The organism is Paraburkholderia sediminicola (assembly GCF_046027825.1).
Taxonomy (GTDB): Bacteria; Pseudomonadota; Gammaproteobacteria; order Burkholderiales; family Burkholderiaceae; genus Paraburkholderia; species Paraburkholderia sediminicola_D.
Genome location: NZ_JAQQDU010000025.1, coordinates 17,378 through 36,434 on the forward strand (window position 1 = coordinate 17,378; position 19,057 = coordinate 36,434).

Annotated in this window: 14 protein-coding genes and 2 pseudogenes; 12 read left to right on the forward strand and 4 right to left on the reverse strand. The window is 54.7% G+C overall.

The genetic code is table 11. From position 1 onward, the window contains the following. The first annotated feature begins 15 nt into the window (after positions 1–15). The 5 genes from PQQ96_RS15790 to PQQ96_RS15810 all read left to right on the forward strand — a co-directional run bounded on the left by PQQ96_RS15790 (position 16) and on the right by PQQ96_RS15810 (position 6,590). Entirely contained in the window at positions 16–594 is a 579-nt protein-coding gene (locus tag PQQ96_RS15790) for a hypothetical protein (protein WP_408293348.1), read from the forward strand. 168 nt (positions 595–762) lie between these two features. Beyond that, positions 763–3,117 (forward strand): nSTAND3 domain-containing NTPase, encoded by a 2,355-nt coding sequence (locus PQQ96_RS15795; RefSeq protein WP_408293351.1) that lies wholly within the window; start codon positions 763–765, stop codon positions 3,115–3,117. A 101-nt stretch (positions 3,118–3,218) separates the two neighbouring features. Continuing rightward, on the forward strand, positions 3,219–4,091 hold the full coding sequence (locus PQQ96_RS15800; RefSeq protein ID WP_408293354.1) for a hypothetical protein: 873 nt from the start codon (positions 3,219–3,221) through the stop codon (positions 4,089–4,091). Between the two features lie 43 nt (positions 4,092–4,134). After that, complete coding sequence (locus PQQ96_RS15805; protein ID WP_408293356.1) at positions 4,135–4,569, forward strand: hypothetical protein; 435 nt, start codon at positions 4,135–4,137, stop codon at positions 4,567–4,569. A 1,766-nt stretch (positions 4,570–6,335) separates the two neighbouring features. Continuing rightward, complete coding sequence (locus PQQ96_RS15810; RefSeq protein ID WP_408293358.1) at positions 6,336–6,590, forward strand: hypothetical protein; 255 nt, start codon at positions 6,336–6,338, stop codon at positions 6,588–6,590. Between the two features lie 304 nt (positions 6,591–6,894). Here the strand turns inward: PQQ96_RS15810 and PQQ96_RS15815 are convergent, their stop codons facing one another. Further along, complete coding sequence (locus tag PQQ96_RS15815) at positions 6,895–7,614, reverse strand: DUF8168 domain-containing protein (protein WP_408293361.1); 720 nt, start codon at positions 7,612–7,614, stop codon at positions 6,895–6,897. 24 nt (positions 7,615–7,638) lie between these two features. Next, complete coding sequence (locus PQQ96_RS15820; RefSeq protein WP_408293364.1) at positions 7,639–8,724, reverse strand: hypothetical protein; 1,086 nt, start codon at positions 8,722–8,724, stop codon at positions 7,639–7,641. Between the two features lie 198 nt (positions 8,725–8,922). On the opposite strand from PQQ96_RS15820, the pseudogene PQQ96_RS15825 reads away from it, so the two are divergent. Continuing rightward, a pseudogene (locus tag PQQ96_RS15825) lies at positions 8,923–9,495 on the forward strand (recombinase family protein); the annotation flags it as partial. Positions 9,496–9,696: 201 nt separating this feature from the next. On the opposite strand, the gene PQQ96_RS15830 reads toward PQQ96_RS15825, so the two are convergent. Continuing rightward, positions 9,697–9,999: a helix-turn-helix domain-containing protein gene (locus PQQ96_RS15830; protein WP_408293367.1), complete on the reverse strand. Its 303-nt coding sequence runs from the start codon at positions 9,997–9,999 to the stop codon at positions 9,697–9,699. 173 nt (positions 10,000–10,172) lie between these two features. Here PQQ96_RS15830 and PQQ96_RS15835 point away from each other — a divergent pair, with 173 nt between their 5' ends. From PQQ96_RS15835 to PQQ96_RS15850, 4 genes are all read left to right on the forward strand, one after another. Next, positions 10,173–11,222, forward strand: a complete 1,050-nt coding sequence (locus PQQ96_RS15835; RefSeq protein ID WP_408293370.1) for a lysozyme inhibitor LprI family protein — start codon at positions 10,173–10,175, stop codon at positions 11,220–11,222. Positions 11,223–11,359: 137 nt separating this feature from the next. Beyond that, complete coding sequence (locus tag PQQ96_RS15840; RefSeq protein ID WP_408293372.1) at positions 11,360–12,334, forward strand: ADP-ribosylglycohydrolase family protein; 975 nt, start codon at positions 11,360–11,362, stop codon at positions 12,332–12,334. 57 nt (positions 12,335–12,391) lie between these two features. Beyond that, complete coding sequence (locus PQQ96_RS15845; RefSeq protein ID WP_408293374.1) at positions 12,392–12,880, forward strand: YbjN domain-containing protein; 489 nt, start codon at positions 12,392–12,394, stop codon at positions 12,878–12,880. Positions 12,881–13,077: 197 nt separating this feature from the next. After that, positions 13,078–14,127: a RelA/SpoT domain-containing protein gene (locus PQQ96_RS15850; RefSeq protein WP_408293376.1), complete on the forward strand. Its 1,050-nt coding sequence runs from the start codon at positions 13,078–13,080 to the stop codon at positions 14,125–14,127. Positions 14,128–14,215: 88 nt separating this feature from the next. Here PQQ96_RS15850 and PQQ96_RS15855 read toward each other — a convergent pair whose 3' ends face one another. Beyond that, positions 14,216–16,015, reverse strand: coding sequence for a recombinase family protein (locus tag PQQ96_RS15855; protein WP_408293379.1), 1,800 nt, complete (start codon positions 16,013–16,015; stop codon positions 14,216–14,218). 61 nt (positions 16,016–16,076) lie between these two features. Between PQQ96_RS15855 and PQQ96_RS15860 the strand changes: the two are divergent. Next, positions 16,077–17,984, forward strand: a pseudogene (locus PQQ96_RS15860) (DNA internalization-related competence protein ComEC/Rec2); the annotation flags it as partial. 109 nt (positions 17,985–18,093) lie between these two features. Beyond that, positions 18,094–18,897 (forward strand): alpha/beta fold hydrolase, encoded by an 804-nt coding sequence (locus PQQ96_RS15865; protein ID WP_408293380.1) that lies wholly within the window; start codon positions 18,094–18,096, stop codon positions 18,895–18,897. Positions 18,898–19,057: the final 160 nt, after the last annotated feature.

Consider the following 19,057-nt stretch of genomic DNA (forward strand, 5'->3'; position numbering starts at 1 on the left):
GCAGAGCGACCAGCCGTGACGGATCAGGTCCAATCCGAACTGTTGTCCACGATCACGGACATTGACGTTTTCCGCATCTTGCTTGCGGACCTGCATGACGATATGGCGGGCAAGGTTGCGCGGTTCCGACAGCTTGCGGACCTTTCCGCCGCTCTCGGTTCATCAGGGACGATGATGCCGGGTGGCGAGACTGCTTTTGCTGCTTGGACGGAAGCACGGTCCAGCTTCGTTCATGGCAATTACATGGCGACCGTGCTGCTGTGCCAAGGTCTGGCAGAACATCTTCTTGCGGCCCACCTGGCAGTCGGAATCAACGGTCGAGAGATACCGAACCGGGTTTCGTTCAGCGAGACGTTGAATCGGTGCGTCGCCGGGAACGTCATCCAGCAGCGGGACGCAGACGATCTACGTCGTCTCATGAGCCTGCGCAATCCGCTCACGCACTACCGCTCCATCGACGACCCTTCGAATCTTTCTCGTCGCGTCGTGGACGCCCGGCTTCCGGCAGAGATGCACCTGCTCAACGATGCCAGCTTCGCGATGAGTGTGGCGATCCGGTTACTGGCACTGCCAGCGTTCCGGTTGGACGATTAGGTGACTGTTACGACGGGCGGCGGACTGCAACTGCTGTAGGTTTGACCGGCGCGGCGACACCGATGGCTTCCCCATGGTAGCTGGTGATGGTTGCATCGTAGCTGTTGCCAATGGACTGGACCGAACCAACAGCCCTGATAGTGGTTACCATTGGAAGCAGCAGTGGCAATGGATACTGACGACGACTGCGCGCGGGCAAGCATCGATGCCAGTGTTAATGCGTCAACCGTCTGTTGCCACTGTACGGGCGCATTGACATCAGAAAGGATAAGAGACGTGTCGCAATACGACTTCAAGACGCTCAACGATAAAGAGTTCGAGTCACTATGCACGGACCTTTTGGGCGCAGTGATCGGGAAGCGATTTGAGCGCTTCAAAAGCGGACGAGATGCGGGCGTAGATGGGCGGTTCTTCATGACAGATCGTCAAGAAGGTATCTTGCAATGCAAGCATTGGGCTAATACTCCCGTCCGAGAACTGGTAAGGCGGCTGGCTTCGGTCGAGAAGCCCAAGTTAGACAGGCTAAAGCCGAAGCGCTACATGCTGGCTGTCTCGAACCCACTTTCTCGGTTGGATAAAACGCTGCTGTCGCAAGCCGTCGCGCCGTACCTTGCAGAAGACGATATTTTTGGGTTAGAAGATTTAAATGATTTCCTAAATCGACACCCCGAAATCGAGAAGAGACACTACAAATTATGGCTCAATAGCACCTATGTTCTCGACCACATTTTTAATCACGCGATCCACGGAAGGAGCGACTTTTCGCTCTCAGAGATTGTTGCTTCGACTGCCAGATATGCGGTGACATCGAATCATGAAGCCGCCTTGAGGACGCTCGATAAGCTCGGTGTGGTAATTATTACGGGTGAACCCGGCGTGGGAAAGACGACCTTGGCGAATCATCTTTGTCTGCACTACGTCGCACGTGGGTTTGATTATGTGAAAATCGGTGACGATATTCGCGACGCAGAATCCGTCTTTCGTGAAAATAAGGAACAGGTCTTCTATTTTGACGACTTTCTTGGGCGTAACTATCTTGAAGCTCTAAAGGGGCACGAAGGCACGCAGATCGCCCAATTTATACGGAGAGTGTCAAAATCCGATGACAAGAAATTTATCTTGACATCGAGAAGTACGATTTTAAATCAAGGGAAGTTTTTAATAGATAATTACCAGCATAACAACTTACAGAAAAACGAATATGAATTGAAAATCTCCGGCCTATCTGAAATGGATCGCGCCCAGATTTTGTACAATCACATTTGGCATTCCGAGTTGTCAAAGGATTTCATTGAACGTCTTTACGAGAACAAGCGGTACAAGGAAATTATTGCACATCGGCACTACAACTCGAGATTGATTGATTATATTACAGACGCAGGACGCCTGGACGGCATTACGGCGACCGATTATTGGGCGTATGTACGTCGCTCCCTAGATAATCCGTCCCAAATTTGGGAAAATCCTTTTCTGGTGCAGCAGGATGACTTCGGTAGAGCGCTGATAATTTTGACCGCTTTTTCGGGCAGGCAGATCACGGAACATGCCCTCGGCGAAGCGTATGCAAGATTCATTGCTCTAACCGAAAATCAAGGCTTCAAGGGAAGGCGAGAGTTCCAGTCCAATGTTCGAATGCTAACAGGCTCATTCTTTAACAGGCTAGTTACGCCAGGTTCGCCCGCGCAAATTGACTTGTTCAATCCATCAATCGGCGATTTCGTTCTTCAAAGGTATGCTTCGGATCTAAATTTTTTGCGGATGATTATTTATTCGCTTCGATCATATTCGTCACTTACAATGCTGCGAAGCTTAAAAAGCAGCAAGAAGATATCAGAAACGGGATTTAATTCTATACTGAAGTTCGTCGCTAATCGTGCGCTTCAGGATCATTTTTCTGATTTTACCGTTTTTTATATTACGTGTCTCTGCGATGAACTTCGTGATTGCGCCGATGAAGCCGGAGTGATTGCCTTAAAATCTGCTGCGGTACGGTTTGTAGTCGAATCTACTGAAGGCCCGGTTACTGACGATTCATTCAAACTCATCGAGTGGGGACTTCGCGAATCAAAGATCAATGCAAATGAAGCGCTGGAATTCGTTGAGTCGCACGCTGAGGATGCGACCGAAAGCTACGAATTACATGCCTTAGGTGATTTACTCAAGGCCATCGACAGCAATACGGCAGGGTACCACGATGTATATCGTGCTGCTCACGATCAATTCTTGAGCGTATTTTCGGAGCGCTTTGACGAATTTATAGATGTTCCTGAAGCGCTTTCTGGCGTAGGCCCAGAAGAATATTCTTCTGCCAAGAAGGAACTGCGGGAGCGTCTCGAAAGTAATCTGGCAGACTACGGCATCGAATTCGACGACGCGGACGTTGAAAGCATATTGGACTCGTTCGATCATTGGAAAGCGCTTAACGAATACCATAGCGGCACTTCGTCTGACGATCTGGACAGGTCTTCCGTGCCAACACCCATGAGATTCGATGCGGTGGACGATCTATTTGAACGCGATTGAAGCGGTGTTCGACAGTGTTTCGACGGGCACTAGCTTCATAGGGTTTGCGGTTTTTGCCAGCAGGGTCATGATCCTCGTAGCGCAGCGCACGGAATCAACGCATGGCCGACTACTCAAAGAAGATCACTGAACGATTCTTAAACCGTGGACCGAATGTCGGCTACTGCGCCATATGCCGCATCTACGGCCCGCTCACGAAGGACCACGTTCCACCGAAGGGCTGCGGGAATATTAACGATTCAGTAATCGCCCACGTCTACGGTTACAGCCCTCAGAATCCGGGTAAGTCGGTCCTTTCGCAGGGCGGATCGCATTTCAGGACTATCTGTGGGCAGTGCAACAACACCCTGCTTGGCACCGAATACGACCCGGCGTTGAGCGTTGTGTTCCACGAGATCGAGACTTACTTCAAGCAAGCATCTGGCAGTCGGCTGTCACTGCCACGAACGCATCTCTTTGAATACCAACCGAACAAATTCTTGCGCTCGGTTATCGGACACCTGTTGGCTGCAAACGCTGTATCCGACTTGGCATCGAACGTTCTTGCTGCACCCTTGGACTCTGCCCTGCGCGAATATGTGCTAGACCCGACGAAGTGTTTGCCAGACGGACTTCGCGTTTACTACTGGTTTTATCCATATCGCCGCCGTGTCGTCATGAAGCATTCCGCGATGGGGTTCATAGGCGGGAATGGTGCGTCAATCTACGGACACGTATTCAAGTTCTTCCCTTTCGGGTTCTGGTTCGTGTGGGATGAAACTGGCAACCGCAGTCGCCGATTCCGCCTTCGTCAACTTAACGATTCGTCGGAGTTCATATCGGCGACTTCGCGTCTGGTGGTGGACCTTTGGCCGCTTCAACCATCAAGCTTCCCGGAAGCGCCGACCGAGGACGGTATGTGGCTTGTGACGGACCATCTAGTTTCGCAGGCAGAAGACCGCGCGATGTCCCGGCCTAGAGACGGCGCGAAGTAGAAGACCTATTTGATAATTTTTCGGTTATAGAAAAACATAGAACATGATTATTCTCAAGGATTGGATGCCGATCATCGTTGCTTTTATCGCCGTGTTCGGTGGAGTGCTTACCTATCTGCTTCAAAAGAACAAGGAATTGAATCTTACTATAGCGGAGCAAAAGCGCGAAGCATATGCCAGCTTCCTAAAGAATTTTACTGAGATAGCAGTGGCTGTCATGCACGACAAGGATATTTCGGGAGAGGATGCGGACCGCAACCGTATGTTAGCCCGAGATCAACTATTGCTATATGGTAGCGACGATGTCATCACGGCGTATGATGCATGGATTAGATATGCAGATATGGATGGACACGATCTTGACACAGAAGGCAAACTGGTCAGTCGCATCTTTCTTGCGATTCGAAGAGACGTATTGGGTAAGACAAGATTAACAGAAGTAAATCTCGATAATCTCAACCCTTTCAATCGTGGGTGACGCAGCGCACTGGAAACGACGAAGCTCGTGAAGTCGTTTCCGCATCTCGATGTCCGGCAGTCAGTCACGACGGCGATGCGTGTGGAACAGTAGGCGATTGCAGCCGATCCAAGAGATTGACTGATCGGTGGCCCCTATTGCCACTGGTTACATTGGCTGGTTGCATTGGCTGGTAACATTAGCTCGTTGCATTGGCTGGTTGCATTGGCTGGTTGCATTGGCTGGTTGCATTGGCTGGTTGCATTGGCTGGTTGCATTAACTGGTTGCATTAACTGGTTACATTGGCTGGTTGCATTGGCTGGTTGCATTGGCTGGTTACATTGGCTGGTTACATTAACTGGTTGCATTAGCTTGTTGCATTAGCTGGTTACATTAGCTGGTTACATTAGCTGGTTACATTAGCTGGTTACATTAGCTTGTGATAGTAGATGGTGGCATTGGCCGGTGACGGTAGCTGGACGCGCTGTTCTGCGGTACTGGTGCAGGGTAAAGCTGATACCAGTACGGGCTGAAATAGCTGTTGGTACGCTACTTACCACCGCGTTCTCACTGTTGACCTACGGGACTGTGTACCAACGTCAGCATAGTGTGCTGCATCTATTACACTGATGGTTCAATGGTAGGGATAGCGCAGTTGTTTCGCGCCAACAAAACCTGCCTGATGTCAAGGTCCGCATTGACAAAAATGGTCCCAGTCCTGTATAATGTGTCTTGCATGATTGATTGTGTTCATGCTGTCGGCTGAACAAACCTGATGTGGTTTCTGCCACGACGCTTCGACTGTTCTGGTCAAGCGTTTATATGAATTCCCTAGCAGTATCGAGTACATTCCCGGGCTTCTTGCGTCTCCGTGCTTCGCGCATGCGCTGTGTCAGCTTGCGGACGCAACTGAACGTGAAGACTGTGAAAAGGCTGTTGGTGAAGACAAAAAAGAAACAGAAGCGCAGCAGATACGGCTGGTCAACCGTGAAGTGACGAGAATTCTCAAAAACTTCGTTTGACTAAATATCCATGAGCAGCAGAAACCGAGCATAAAGTCTGTTCCCGGACGACCATCAGGGAAGTCAACCATCATAGAGAGTGGCGCTGACGAATAGAAGTTTTCGGTCTTCAAAAAATATCCAAAGGCCGCTTGTGCCTTAAACAAGTGAAGTCTACTGACGGAAACGCATCGTCAGAGATCGATGGTGGAACACCATAAACCACCACGGATGGATCAGTGCCTGAATGCTTGGTCCTATACACCGGCGACATCGGAAGACTGATAGGAAAGGAGAGACGAGTTCCTATCAGCTAATACGGGTAACGACCGCAAGAAGCTAACACGCTATGTCCTAGCTTGCTCGAAAGAGTGTTCATTCAGGATTCGATGTCTCGGCTTGGGCGTCGTCTTTCGTACCAGTAGGCAGCTGGTACTATGGGCGAACGGGTTTGCTTGTACCAGTTGAAAACGAATCCGAAGAAAAATGTTGTTCGCGAAGCGCCTGCGAAGCAGGTAAATCAATGACTGGTTTTAGTGATTGATTGGTTCTCTTCAGTCGCTGCTTGGTGACTGATTGGTTCCTTCTGGCAGTTTTGTGTGAAGTTACGTCCGCAATTTGTGTATCAAGTCGATCAACATGTTGGCACCTGCGGTGCTGCGCTACGCGCATATCACTTCTTGGAACTCACCTGTTCAGATGAAGGTAAAGGAACAGGTCCAACCGGACATCGACTTGTCATCAACGACCGGTTGTTGATCTGATCCCTTCCTTAGGAACCACAGGTGATCGACCCGTTCCCAACTGAAACCCTGCTGGTGATGAATCAGTGCGGCTTGTTGTTTTCCTTCATGAACACCATGTCACTTGTATCAGTCGCCGTCCGCGTCGCGAACGTCTCCATCAATACTGGTTCGTCTCGAACTAGTTCTTCCATCTGCTTCTACTTGTTCCGGCTGGTCACGCATCAGTTCAACGAGCATGTCAGCCATCGTTCAGTGAACAGGTTCTTCAACCCGTTCGTAAAACACCTTCACTGACCAATTCCGGTCAAACTTCGAATACACATTCCATATTCCGCGCTAGGCCGATTCACCAATTCCTGAACTTGTTTCGACCGACATAGCCCCATTTCTTGAATTCGGCGCAAGCTGCCAGATGTCTTCCCGAATTTAGTAGCGATAGTGCCGTGTACGCGTCGCAGCGTTGTTTCCCACGGTGTACGTGAAGCTGGTGTATGCCGCTATCTCGCGGTCCGACACCGGTAACTTGATCGATTCGACAACTTGTTCGTATGTCAGCTACAGGTCCACTCAAGCACAATGTCAGCCTTGACAGGCAGCATCAGCAGTTGAGGATGTATCCGTCTGCGATGGCCCATGCCGTTGTCAGCAGCTTGACGGCATCTGTTTCCGGGACAACATCGGGTTGTCCGTGACGTGGTGCCCGCGCTGCGGTTTCCAGTAACCGCGTGGCAGATTCATCGCAGCCAGCGATCTGACGTAGGGTGTTCCACTGCGTCGCCTTGTCTTTCGGGTCCAGTGATCGGGTGGCGATGCAGTGATGTCGCAGCGATTCGATGGCGCGGTAACAGTGGAACGCAACGTCGTCGGGTTCCTTCATCGCCGTGATAAGGTCCCGCAAGCAACGATGGATGAATACGCCCGATTCGCCCTGAAGTTTGGGACGCATCGCTGCAATACGACGGTCCAGATCGACACCGCGATGTAGTTCGCTGACGCACGGTACGTCGATACCGAAGACGACATCAAGGCCGGTTTCCGGGCAGATCGCCCGTCGTATTTCGACATCGTAGGAGTGGCCCAAAACGTAGCCCACCATGTCCATCTCCAACTGGACCAAGTACTTCACGACGTTTCTCAGGTCCAGTGCGTTCCACTCAACATCGGTTTCGACCCAGACGGCGACCTGATTGAGAAGGATTCGAACGTCGCCTTTTGCATCGACGCCAGATGCGGCGTGCCTGAACTTCGCGGAGATGCGGCGATCTGGTATCTGCGCCCGTTCGGGATGCACCATGCCATCAAGGAAGTATCGATACATATTTTGTGATTTCCGGCTGCGTCGTCATTCGGTCTCAACGTCGTCTGGTGGAGCTACCGATTCCCATTCGCACGCGCGACATACCGTTACATACGGTGGGTCCGATCCAAGCTCGGGAGCATAGAAGCTGGCGAGTTGATAGGACGAGCAACGGGGACACCGGTCGGGCCGTGCAGATTCTTTTCTCACGACGGCAGCAGAGAACACTTCAAGCACATGATGCGTCGCGTCCATCGCCAGTTCCGCATCGATGGCGACCGCATTGGACGTGTGCGTAAGCCAGTTCACCAAGCCCCATGCCGAACCTGACAACTGCTTCAGATACGCACGTATGTCCTTCGAGTGCTTACCCGGTGCCGACCAGTCCGCGATCAGTTCCGCCCATTCCGTGAAGTTCCCGCGCTTTGGAAGCGTGGCACCGTCCGGCAGTTCGACGTACTCGGGCGCACTAGCGACAAACGTCAAAAGACATTCGCGACACTTCATCCCGACCGCTTGAAAGTCCTCGGCTTCTGATGCGTTATCGATGGCGGACGCCGCTTGTTCCCACCGACGCCATGCTGCGGCAAACCGATCTTGATTTGGTGATCCAGCCTTGCGGGCATCGCGCGATGCAAGGCGGGCCATCAGGCCAATGTGGAAGGACAGCAGGTAGTCAAGGCTCGGGAACTCGGTTTGCGAATACAAGTTCGTTGGGTTGGTGACGACCCACCACCTGCCATCGGTGGCATGCACATCCCAGACCTCGTATCGCCTGCCGAAGACGACCTCGGTCTTCATCTTCTCCAAGTGGCGGACGGTGATCGGATCGTCGTCGCCGCGCCCTTTGTTCGACTGCCACTCGAAATAGCTGACGATCTCCTGTTCGTCGCGCTCCGAACGTCCCAATACCGTTTCGCGCAACTTGTCGATGTTCGGGACAGTCGGCAATGTGCATTCGTCTGTGGATGGCGTTAGTTCTTCGCCGCTGCTCCCGGACATGTTGGCCCCGTTTTTCGTATACGTTGTGCGAAGAATAGCGGATCGATTCAGCATGCGGTGGTTCGCGACAAGTGTGCCATAGCCGAACCGGTTCTCAGGTGGTTCCGCACGGGACCAGACACGACGCATGTCGAACCGCCGTGCCGGAAGGACACATCCCGAACCGGGTATCCACGTCCGTAGTCGTGGTTGGTAGAGCGATGTTGACGATGTCCGAAATCGACCGATGTCGTACACCCCAATTTCAGTATGTACGAAATATAGCTTGTAAACATATCGGACAGCATGTATGATTCGTACATGACTTTCGGACACATTGGGGTGTGAATGACACGAATCTTCGCTTACTGCCGGGTATCGACCGCCGATCAGACGACGGACAATCAAGTACAAGAGATCGCAACAGCCGGGTTTGCAGTAGTGAAGCAGCGGGTCATCACGGAAACAGTTTCTGGCTCCGTACCGGCAATGGAACGCAAAGGCTTCGCGAAGTTGCTGGATCGTCTAGAAGACGGGGATGTGCTTATCGTGACTAAGCTCGACCGGCTAGGCAGAAACGCCATCGATGTACGGTCCACGGTCGAACGACTGGCATCCATCGGGGTTCGCGTTCACTGTCTGGCCCTTGGCGGTGTGGACCTGACCAGTCCGGCTGGTCGAATGACAATGCAAGTCATTAACGCCGTCGCCGAATTCGAACGCGATCTTCTTATTGAACGAACTCAGGCCGGTCTTCAACGTGCAAAGTCCGAAGGAAAGACATTCGGGCGTCCGTCCGCACTTTCCGACGCGCAGCGTGCGGCGGTCATCGAACGATTGAACACCGGTGTCCCCGTTGCACAGATTGCACGGGACATGAAGACCAGTCGGCAAACCATTATGCGTGTTCGTTCGGGTCTATCAATAGCAAGTGCCCAGTTGAATGCGAGTGTCGGTACTGCGCGTCTGGCTGAAGAGAAAGAATCCGTCGAACAAGGCCGACTTGGACCCGATGGCGTGCCGTGCGCACTGATTGACTGGTCGGATCGTCGCAAGTCACGCGGCACATGAACACCACTATGGCTTGATGCGGGCCGCTCCCTACGCCTGCGTCCACATGGCCTACCCGGATAGCTCATCTATGAACGCGATCACCTTCGTGCGTTGCCGTTTCGGCAGTCGGTGATACTTCAGCAGAAGTTCGGCTTCGTCGTCCTCGACAGCGTGGAAGTACGCTACGGGCGTCCTAAGTACGGCAGCGATCCTCTCGACAAGTTGCGCATCCGGCGCTCGCTTACCAAGTTCATATCGATTCATGCGTGCGCTGGCCGACATCGGATCAAGTCCGGCTTCGATGCCTAGCTTTTCCTGCGAAAGCCCGGCACGCTGACGCACCTGTTTCAACCGTTTCGCGAATACCGACATATCCAGCCTTCAGTGGGGCGAAGACAGGAATCGTCGTTTTTTAGCATTTGCCTGATACTACCGATTTGGTAGTATTGCGCGCTTGTCAAGTGGCGTTGGAACACCATTGATCGCCGCAAGCGGGCTTGAACGGCGTTCCAGCAAGGAAATCGAGAATCAAAGGGGGACCAAAAATGAAGAAATGCTTTTACTGCGCCGAGGATATTCAGGACGCTGCGCTTCGATGCAAACACTGTGGGGCCGATCTGGCTGCCGCAGTTGCGAAGGCACGTGCCGTCGTCAAGGAAGCGAAGAATGAGAAGAAAGATGCAAAGGGTTTCGCCATCTTGGGCGCATTGCCGTTCGCTGTAGTGGCGTTATGGGCGTTCAAGACTGTCGGGATTAAGTACGCCGCACTCGCGGGGGTCTTCGGCCTGTTGTATCTGGTCATCGGTCCGTGGATGTACAAGATCGCGAACCGGTATCGAAAGGACGTGAAGCCCAACGTAATCATCGGTACCAGTTTCAGCAATTACACCGATCAACTCCTGTTCTGGCAGTTGGGACCGCAACTGATTTGTATGGGCGGCCTTCTTCTTGTCCTGATGGTGCCAATGGCATTGCTATTGCCACTCAACGACATGGTTACAGACGTGCTGAATCCGCAGGCAACGACCGCTGCGGGGACGACAGAGTCCGCGTCTGCGGCTGCATCCTCTGTGCAGACCGGCGCTAACCCGGCGTCAGATGCGCTGGTCGTCGAACAGCAGCAACCGGTTGCTTCCGATCCGTCTGCATCCGACGCCAGTACGTCCGCGTCGGATGCGATTCCTGCAACTGACAACGCCGTCCAGCAATCGGCGGCGTCTCAGCCCGTTGTCGCCGAAGCGGTGGCTTCGCAGACTGAGGCCGCACAACCGCAGCCGCAGGTGCTGAACGTGACCGAACACGCAGATGCGAAACCTGTCGTACAACCGGCACCGTCTGCCGCCATCGTCGCTTCGTTTGACTGTGGTCGGGCATCGTCGCAGATTGAGACACTCATCTGTTCCTCGCCCGAGACTGCGGATGCCGACCGGCGTTTAGCGGCGGCGTACAGTGCTGCCCGCTCGAAATCGAGTGACCCGAGTGCCCTGAAGGCGGATCAACGTAACTGGCTAACGACGGAGCGCAACGCGTGCACTGATGCCGCCTGCTTGACGAAGATAATGGAAGCACGCATTCAGAAGCTTTCAGCTATGTAGCAACGACTGTTCGATCCGCGCGTGCCGGTTCGGCATTACAAGACCGCCAGATGGCAGAAGCCTGAAGGCGGTTTTCTCTTTGGTGAGTCCTTTGTTGGACGCCGGTCGAGTACCTTGACGTGTCTTGGGGAGATCAGATGAACAATGAGAAAGGCTATGTTGGGTTGCGTGGTTTCACGGACCCGAGGATTGGGGGTTTGATTGGTCTGTTGGTCGGAGACGCACTCGGCGTGAGTTTCGAGTTTAAGAAGCCGGAACAGATTCCGCCGAGAGATCGGATCGAAATGACCATGCCAATCACTTTCCGGCGATCACATGCCGCTGTTCCTGCTGGCACGTACAGCGACGACGGTGCACAAGCCCTTTGCCTGCTTGCCAGCCTTCTTGAATGTGGGAAATTCTCACTCACCGACTTCTCCGAACGGCTGCTGCGCTGGCTGGATGACGGTTATCATGCGGTTGACGGAGATGTGTTCGATGTGGGTACACAAACCGCACAGGCACTCGCGCAGTTGCGCGACGGTACGTCACCGCGTGAATCGGGCGGCGCGTCCGAATGGGACAACGGAAACGGGTCAGTCATGCGCTGTCTACCGTTGGCCTTGTGGCATCAAGGCTCGGACGAAGCACTGGTCCGCGACGCTCACCTGACATCGCTGCCTACGCACGCCCACCCGCGTTCGCTGGTCGCATGTGCGTTCTACTGTCTCGTTGCACGCGGTTACTTGCAGTCACTCGCCGACCCTTGGTCATGGGCCGACCAGCGTCTCGAAGAAATTTATGCCCTGTGGTCCGACCAACCGGCACGGAAGGCGTTTCTCGTCGAACTGGACGTGCTGAGACGCTTTCCGAAGATCGATCAGTCGCGTGGAACTGGATACGTGCTTGATACGATCTGGTCTGCCCGTCAGGCAGTGGAAGAAGACTCGTTCGAAGACGTAGTACGCACCGCGATCCTGTTCGGCCACGACACCGATACGACTGCGGCAGTGGCGGGCGGTCTGGCTGGTATCAAGTACGGCGTTGACGGCATTCCGGTGCGCTGGTTGCAGCAGTTGCGCGGCTTTGACCCTGTTGAACCGTTGATCCGTCAATTCATGGCGGCGTCATGAGCGCAAGGCGGCACGTTGTTTTCGCTTCACAAGATTTCAAACTAACGGGAGAGCCTATTGACGAAAACCTTCACTGAGTCCGACATCACCATCGAAACCCTTGACGCACATCTCCGCGACAGCGGCTTGGTGCCGTACAAGGTCCAGCCTGATGGAATCTCGCTGCGCACGGAGAACGGCATCGGCTATCGCATTTCCATCATCACGGACCGGAAGTTCATCCGGTTCAGCACCTATATGCCACTGAATCGGCAAGCGCCCATCGACCAGAAGCACGAACTGGCGAAGCGGCTTAACGAAGAAGTGTTTCTGCCAGTCTTCACCGTGGACCAAGACGAAGACCTGAGCGTGGCCTACGTCATGCCATACGCGCATGGCCTGATTGCCGGAAACTTCGTCGCCGTCGTTAACCGGTTTGCGTCCTTGCTGGAATTTATCGTCCAGACTTACAGCGACGACGGGCTTATCGACTTCGGTGCGCCGACAGCGGTGCCCACCGTGGCCGACGCTGGATGCGTACCAGCCAATGGCGAACTGCTGCACTGACCGTCAAGTCTCCGCGCTGAACCCACCATGCAGGTCTGGTACAAACGTCACAAATATCTTGCGTGGCAGATCGAGAAGGGGAAACACAAGATTGTCATCCGTCTCCCTTTTGTTGGAAATGCCGAGAATTTTGAAGGTCATGGTGGTCTGGCTGTAGTATTGTTCGCTGCTACGTAACCTAGACCAATATTTAAAAAATGAACGACATCGTCACCTTTCCCGGCGGATCACGAAAACGGGTAAATCGCGCCGGTAATAACGTGCGCGATAATGCGGCCACTGCCGAAGACCTTGCAGTTATCGAAGAATGGCGAGCGGCGCATCGCGGTGTTTTGAATACGTTTCAGGCAGTATTGCGAACCCGAACGAAAGGTACCAAAATCACGGTCGCGCAACGGCATAAGCGTAAGAACACGATCTTCGGTAAGTTGACGCGTTTGCCGGATATGCAATTGGGGAGAATGGACGATGTAGCTGGATGTCGGCTGATTTTCGAAAATCTCGACGATCTGCACCAATTCCGCAGTCGATTCCATAAGGCGCGTTTTAATCACGACTTGCGGAATGATCCAGACAAATACAATTACATCGCGCAACCGAAGGAAACCGGGTATCGCGGTATTCATGATGTTTATGAATATAATGTCAATTCAAAGACGGGCAAGCATTTAACGGGTTTATACATTGAAATCCAATATAGAACTTTGGTTCAACACGCGTGGGCGACGGCGGTTGAAGTAATAGGATTTGTTACTGAAAGCCAGCCAAAATTTCAGCAGGGAGATAAGCGGTATGAGCACGCTATGAGTCTCGCGAGCGAAATGCTGACGCGAGCACATGAGGGACTTAAAGGTCCGTACCCGGAAAAAGGTGATCGCGAGGTCCTTGAAGAATTTCTAGCCGCAGATCATGCAGTCGGACTGTTACAGACACTCAGGGGTTTGAATGAGGCCAAGGGAGAAATATCAGGTAACAAGAACACGATTCTGATTTTCTCGGAAACCAGTGCCTTGGAAGTGAAGACGTACAGGGACGCACCTGAAGCTTTACGAGCGTTGTTCGAATTGGAAAAGCAAATGCCAGATAGGGATATCGTGCTGGTGCGTGCAGATTCTAGCGACGAAGTGAGACTTGCATTCAGGAATTACTTTTCTGATGCACGCGAATTCATCAGATTGATTGATGACGCTTGCGGAAAAGTAGGCGTGCCGGAATATGTTGGTCCGCATCAATTTCCGGCCCACTAACGATTTAATGGCCCTGTTATTAAAATAGTCAGACAAGTCCAATCAGTACGGCGAAAGCTGCAAAACAGAGCATATTTATCCTTTGAAGTTACTTGTCATCGCCGAACCCCAACTCCACTACGGCAATGGTCGGGTCATCGAAGTTCGGTGAAACTACTCGCACACCACCATTCTTGGTCGTGATCGTGAATAATCGGGCGATGTCTTTACGTGAAGCATACCTGCCACGGTTTCCACGTCCCTGACGTTTGGGTTCGGTTTGAAACGATTCAAGATATTTATCAATGCGGTCTTCACTGAAGTCTTGTTCGATCAGTGATGTCCTCATGTTCGCGATGAATTCAGCGGAAACCAATCGACCAGCCGGATACAATTTTACCGATTCAATAAACCTTCTTAGTTGTGCGGATAGTGCAGCACGGACCCTAAATCGGTCTTCATCCCCGACATTATTCATCTGTTCAATCAATGATTTCGTGGCACGTGCCAATTCTTGTGAATCAGTGCCTGAATCTTTGCGCTGCTGAATTTCGATCAACAACTTTTCCCGCGTTGTTTCCGCATTGTTCTTTTCGGATTCGAGTTTGGCGATACGGGAATTTACGGATGCCGGTGTATTACCTTCCATCACCAAATCAAGAAGGCGTTCAATTTTCTTCTGGATATCAATCAACTCTTCGTCGATGGCTCTAACTTTGTCTTCCAGTTTGATCGGTGCCGGTAATCCTGAATCTTTTGGAAGATCAGCAAGCAACGAATCTAAGTCAATCCCTCGGGCGAAACTCATGAACGATGTTTCGAAGTCGTTGAATCCCCATTGCACCGCATAGCAGCCCATGCCACGCCTTGCAGCATCACACACCAATACTTTCTTGGGTGGTCGCATCACATCGCCAACAGAGGTCTTAATTCTCTTCGCTGCTGCGCCTGATATCGTCATCGGTCCGTTGCAGTAACCACACTGCAATAATCCGCTGAGGACATTTGGCACGGTAGACCCTTTCCTCGCTCGTCCACCACCAACATAGTTCTGTGATCTGAATGCCTGAAGTGAATAAAATTCTTCTTTGGTTATCAGTGCGGGATAATAGTCTTCAATCGGTTCACCGTTTGCGATGGTGCGACCGTCTTTAGTGATACCCGGTTGGAACTCTCCGTGAAGCTGCTTCGAGGTCAGGATTTTTTGAATATAACTCGGCCACCAACCCTTCACGTTCCCAGAGAATGCCGGTGTTCCACGTTCGTTCAACATCTTCGCGATGATTGCCTGACCACAACCGTTCTTGGCAAGGGCAATGATTTCCTTCACAAGTTCAACACGGTCAGGAATGAATTCAAACTCAGTTCTAGCGTCGTTCAGTTTCATCCAAAGCGGACAACGTGCCGTCAGTTTCTTGGTTCCGATGTTCGCTCGTTTGTTACTCCATGCAGCCCGTTGCCGTTTGGATTTTGTCAACGATTCTTCGTGGGCACGGGACATCACGGTCAGACTGATAATCAAGTCCGTCATTTCTGTCGTGCGGCTGGAATACACGCGGTTGTCAGTTAGCGTGACAATGTTGATTTGCTTTTTCAGGATCGACCGGAACAGGTCGAACGCATCCATCACAGTTTCCCGTGAAAGCCTGTCGAGCGATTCAACTAAGAGATAGCTGCCCGGAGCAACCAGACTGGTATCGCAAGCTTCAAGGAACGCGCCGAGCCGTCCCCGTTCGACGTTGCTTCCCTTGAACGCAGAGATGCCAAGGTCATGAAAGGTCAGGGTTGTGTCCAGCGTCAACCCGTTCCGAAGTGCGTAGTTCTCGGACAGTTCGCGTTGGCGTCTAAGGCTGTCACCCTTGGCTTGCTCAGGCGTGGAGAAGCGAACATAGCTATATGCGACAGGCATGACGGGTTTTCCAAAGCGAAAGTACAAGCCTGAGATTATATGTGTTCATAACCGTAAATTTGCGATTTCGGGCTTGCATATTGGTTTTGCCGCAGGTCTTGCGGGGTGGCTCGCCGGTGCCGTGTGGCGGCGTTCGGGGTTCATCGGACGCAACTGGCCGTTGTTGCTGCCCGCGCAGGTCGTCGCGGTGACGGGCGGCGCGTTGTTCTCCGGGCTGCATGCGGCGCTGGCCGGTTTCAACGTGCCGGCGCAGCGCGCGCTGTGGATGGCGTCTGTGGTGGCGCTCGCGTTTGTCAGCGGGCGTAACGTCGCGCGATCGGTGGTGCTGGCGTGGGCGTTGGGATTGGTGCTGCTGATCGATCCGTGGGCGGTCGTAGCGGCGGGATTCTGGCTGTCGTTCTGTGCGGTGGCGGCGATTGTGTTCGCGATGTCGGGACGGCCCCATGTGCAGGATCACGAGCAGCGTCGCGACGAAGAGGGCGAGGGCGGCGTGACGCCGACAGCGCTCTCTCGCCTCAGGTCTGGCCTGTGCCGTCGCGTTCGCGCGTTCGTTGAGCGCCTGCGCAGCGCCGCGCATGTGCAGTTCGCGGTGACCGTGGCGCTTGCGCCGCTCACCGTCTACTGGTTCGCGCTGATTCCGTTGATCGGCCCGCTCGCGAACGCCTTCGCGATTCCGTGGGTGAGTCTGCTGGTGACGCCGGCGGTATTGGCAGGCGTCGCGTTGCCCGCCCCCTTCGATGCCTACGCCTTTCGCGCCGCGCATGCCTTGCTCGACCTGCTGGCCGCGGGCTTGCAGATGCTGTCCGGACCAGCATGGACGCTCTGGCGATTGCCGCAGCCGGACGCCTGGGCGCTCGCCGCGGCGGCGGTCGGCGTCCTCTGGTGTCTGGCGCCGCGTGGCTGGCCGCTGCGCTGGGCCGCACCGCTCACGTGGCTGCCGCTGCTGATGCCGGCACCGTCCGGGCCGCCGCATGGCAGCTTCCGTTTGACGGCGCTGGATATCGGTCAAGGCAGCTCGGTGCTGGTCGAAACGGCGCATCATACGCTGCTGTTCGACGCCGGGCCGGGGCCGGAATCGACGCATGCGGGCGAACGGGTTGTCGTGCCGTTTTTGCAGGCACACGGCGTCACGGCGCTCGATACGCTGATCATCAGCCACGCCGACTCCGATCACTCGGGCGGCGCGCCGGCTGTACTGGACGCGATCCAGGTGCGTCAAATGGTGGCGGCATTGGCGCCGACGAATCCGCTGTGGTCGAACGCAAGGCAACGCGGCGCGGATACGGTGCCCTGTGCGGCGGGGCAGCGCTGGCAGTGGGACGGCGTCGAGTTCGCGATGTTCTGGCCGGATGCCGGGCCGCTGCAAGGCAAACCCAATGCGCATTGCTGCGTGTTGCGGATAAGTACGTTACCTGACGAGGCGAGCCTGCCCGTCGCAGTGAACCCGCCTGATGTCGGGAGCATGCCGCCTGCGGAGGGCAGCGTGGGTGCAGGGAGCATACCGGCCGGCCATGTTCAAACGGCGCCGCCGCGCATGGCAGCCTTGCTGACGGCGGACATCGAAGCGCCGGCCGAACGTGTCCTGCTCGCGCGCGATCGCGACGCATTGCGCGCCCAGGTGCTGGTCCTCCCGCATCATGGGAGCAAGACCTCGTCGACCGAGCCGTTCCTCGATTCTATCGACCCGCTCGTCGCGCTATTTCAGGTAGGCTATCGCAACCGATTTCATCATCCAAACGCGGGTGTGTTCGAGCGTTACAAGGCGCGGCACATCGAGCTTGCACGCAGCGATGCGGACGGCGCGGTGCGGGTCGACGTCAAGCCGGCTTCCAGCCTGGATCTCAACCCGAACCTCGGGCGCGAGGGACGCCCCGGAGCGAGCGCGGGAGCCGGGCGCGGCCTGAGCGGCGGGACATTGACGCTCGAGCGTTATCGCGACACGCAGCGCCGCTACTGGATGGATCGCTGATGGATTACCGGCCGTACAGATAGAGAACAAATGCGCCGCTGGACCCGGAGCCTGCACGGTAAGCCAGGACCCACGCCCGCGCGCTAAAACAGAACGGAGATAGCCGCAGTTGAAAAACATCATCCACTTCTCGCACGCGAATGGTTTCCCTGCGTCGACATACCGGACGATCTTCGCTGAACTCGCCGACGACTATGCGCTGCGCTCAATCGAGCGCATCGGTCATGACGCGCGTTATCCGGTCACGCAGGACTGGCCGCATCTGGTCGAGCAACTGCTCGACGACGTCGGCCGGTCGTATGAGCAGCCGGTGTGGCTGGTCGGTCATTCGCTGGGCGGCTACCTGTCGCTGATGGCCGCGCTGAAAAAGCCGCAATGGGTGAGGGGCGTGGTGATGCTCGATTCGCCCGTGATCGCCGGTTGGCGCAGCAGCATGCTGCGGGTGTCGCAATGGACCGGACTCGACGAGCGCCTGTCGCCTGCGGCCGCCACCCGCACGCGCCGTACGCAGTGGGCGAGCCGTGACGAGGCGTGGCGGCATTTCCACTCGAAGCCGGCGTTCGCGCGCTGGGACGAGCGGATGCTGTCCGACTACATCGACTTCGGCATCCCGCAAAGTTCGCCCGACGGCGCCCGGTCGCTCGCTTTCGACCGGCGCACCGAGTATCAGATCTATAAGACCTTGCCGCATACGCTTGGGCCCCGCCTCGCGCGCGGCGCGCCGGTGCCGGTCGGGTTCATCGCCGGCACGCATTCAAAGGAGGTGCGCCAGGCGGGTCTGGACGCCACGCGCCGCGCGGCGAGCGGTCATGTGGAATGGATCGAAGGCAGCCATCTGTATCCGATGGAAAAACCGCTCGAAACTGCGCGCGCCGTGCAGCGGATGTTGCGCGAACTGGAGCGGCGAACTTAAGGCTATGCGCGGCGCGCGAGCCCACTGGCGCGGCAGCCTGCTTATAAGAGGCGCCGCGACGGCAGTGGTGGCGGCGCGGCCCGCTAGTACGGTTGGGCGCCGCCGCAAAAAACGGTGCATGATCGGCGCGCGGCGATTGCCGCCGCCGTAGCATTGGCGC

What these genes read in the sequence shown, in the direction of transcription:
- PQQ96_RS15795 (WP_408293351.1), top strand. Translation starts at nt 763, where the DNA reads ATGGATACTGACGACGACTGCGCGCGGGCAAGCATCGATGCCAGTGTT.
- PQQ96_RS15800 (WP_408293354.1), top strand. Translation starts at nt 3,219, where the DNA reads ATGGCCGACTACTCAAAGAAGATCACTGAACGATTCTTAAACCGTGGA.
- PQQ96_RS15805 (WP_408293356.1), top strand. Translation starts at nt 4,135, where the DNA reads ATGATTATTCTCAAGGATTGGATGCCGATCATCGTTGCTTTTATCGCC.
- PQQ96_RS15815 (WP_408293361.1), bottom strand. Translation starts at nt 7,614, where the DNA reads ATGTATCGATACTTCCTTGATGGCATGGTGCATCCCGAACGGGCGCAG.
- PQQ96_RS15820 (WP_408293364.1), bottom strand. Translation starts at nt 8,724, where the DNA reads ATGCGTCGTGTCTGGTCCCGTGCGGAACCACCTGAGAACCGGTTCGGC.
- PQQ96_RS15830 (WP_408293367.1), bottom strand. Translation starts at nt 9,999, where the DNA reads ATGTCGGTATTCGCGAAACGGTTGAAACAGGTGCGTCAGCGTGCCGGG.
- PQQ96_RS15835 (WP_408293370.1), top strand. Translation starts at nt 10,173, where the DNA reads ATGAAGAAATGCTTTTACTGCGCCGAGGATATTCAGGACGCTGCGCTT.
- PQQ96_RS15840 (WP_408293372.1), top strand. Translation starts at nt 11,360, where the DNA reads ATGAACAATGAGAAAGGCTATGTTGGGTTGCGTGGTTTCACGGACCCG.
- PQQ96_RS15850 (WP_408293376.1), top strand. Translation starts at nt 13,078, where the DNA reads ATGAACGACATCGTCACCTTTCCCGGCGGATCACGAAAACGGGTAAAT.
- PQQ96_RS15855 (WP_408293379.1), bottom strand. Translation starts at nt 16,015, where the DNA reads ATGCCTGTCGCATATAGCTATGTTCGCTTCTCCACGCCTGAGCAAGCC.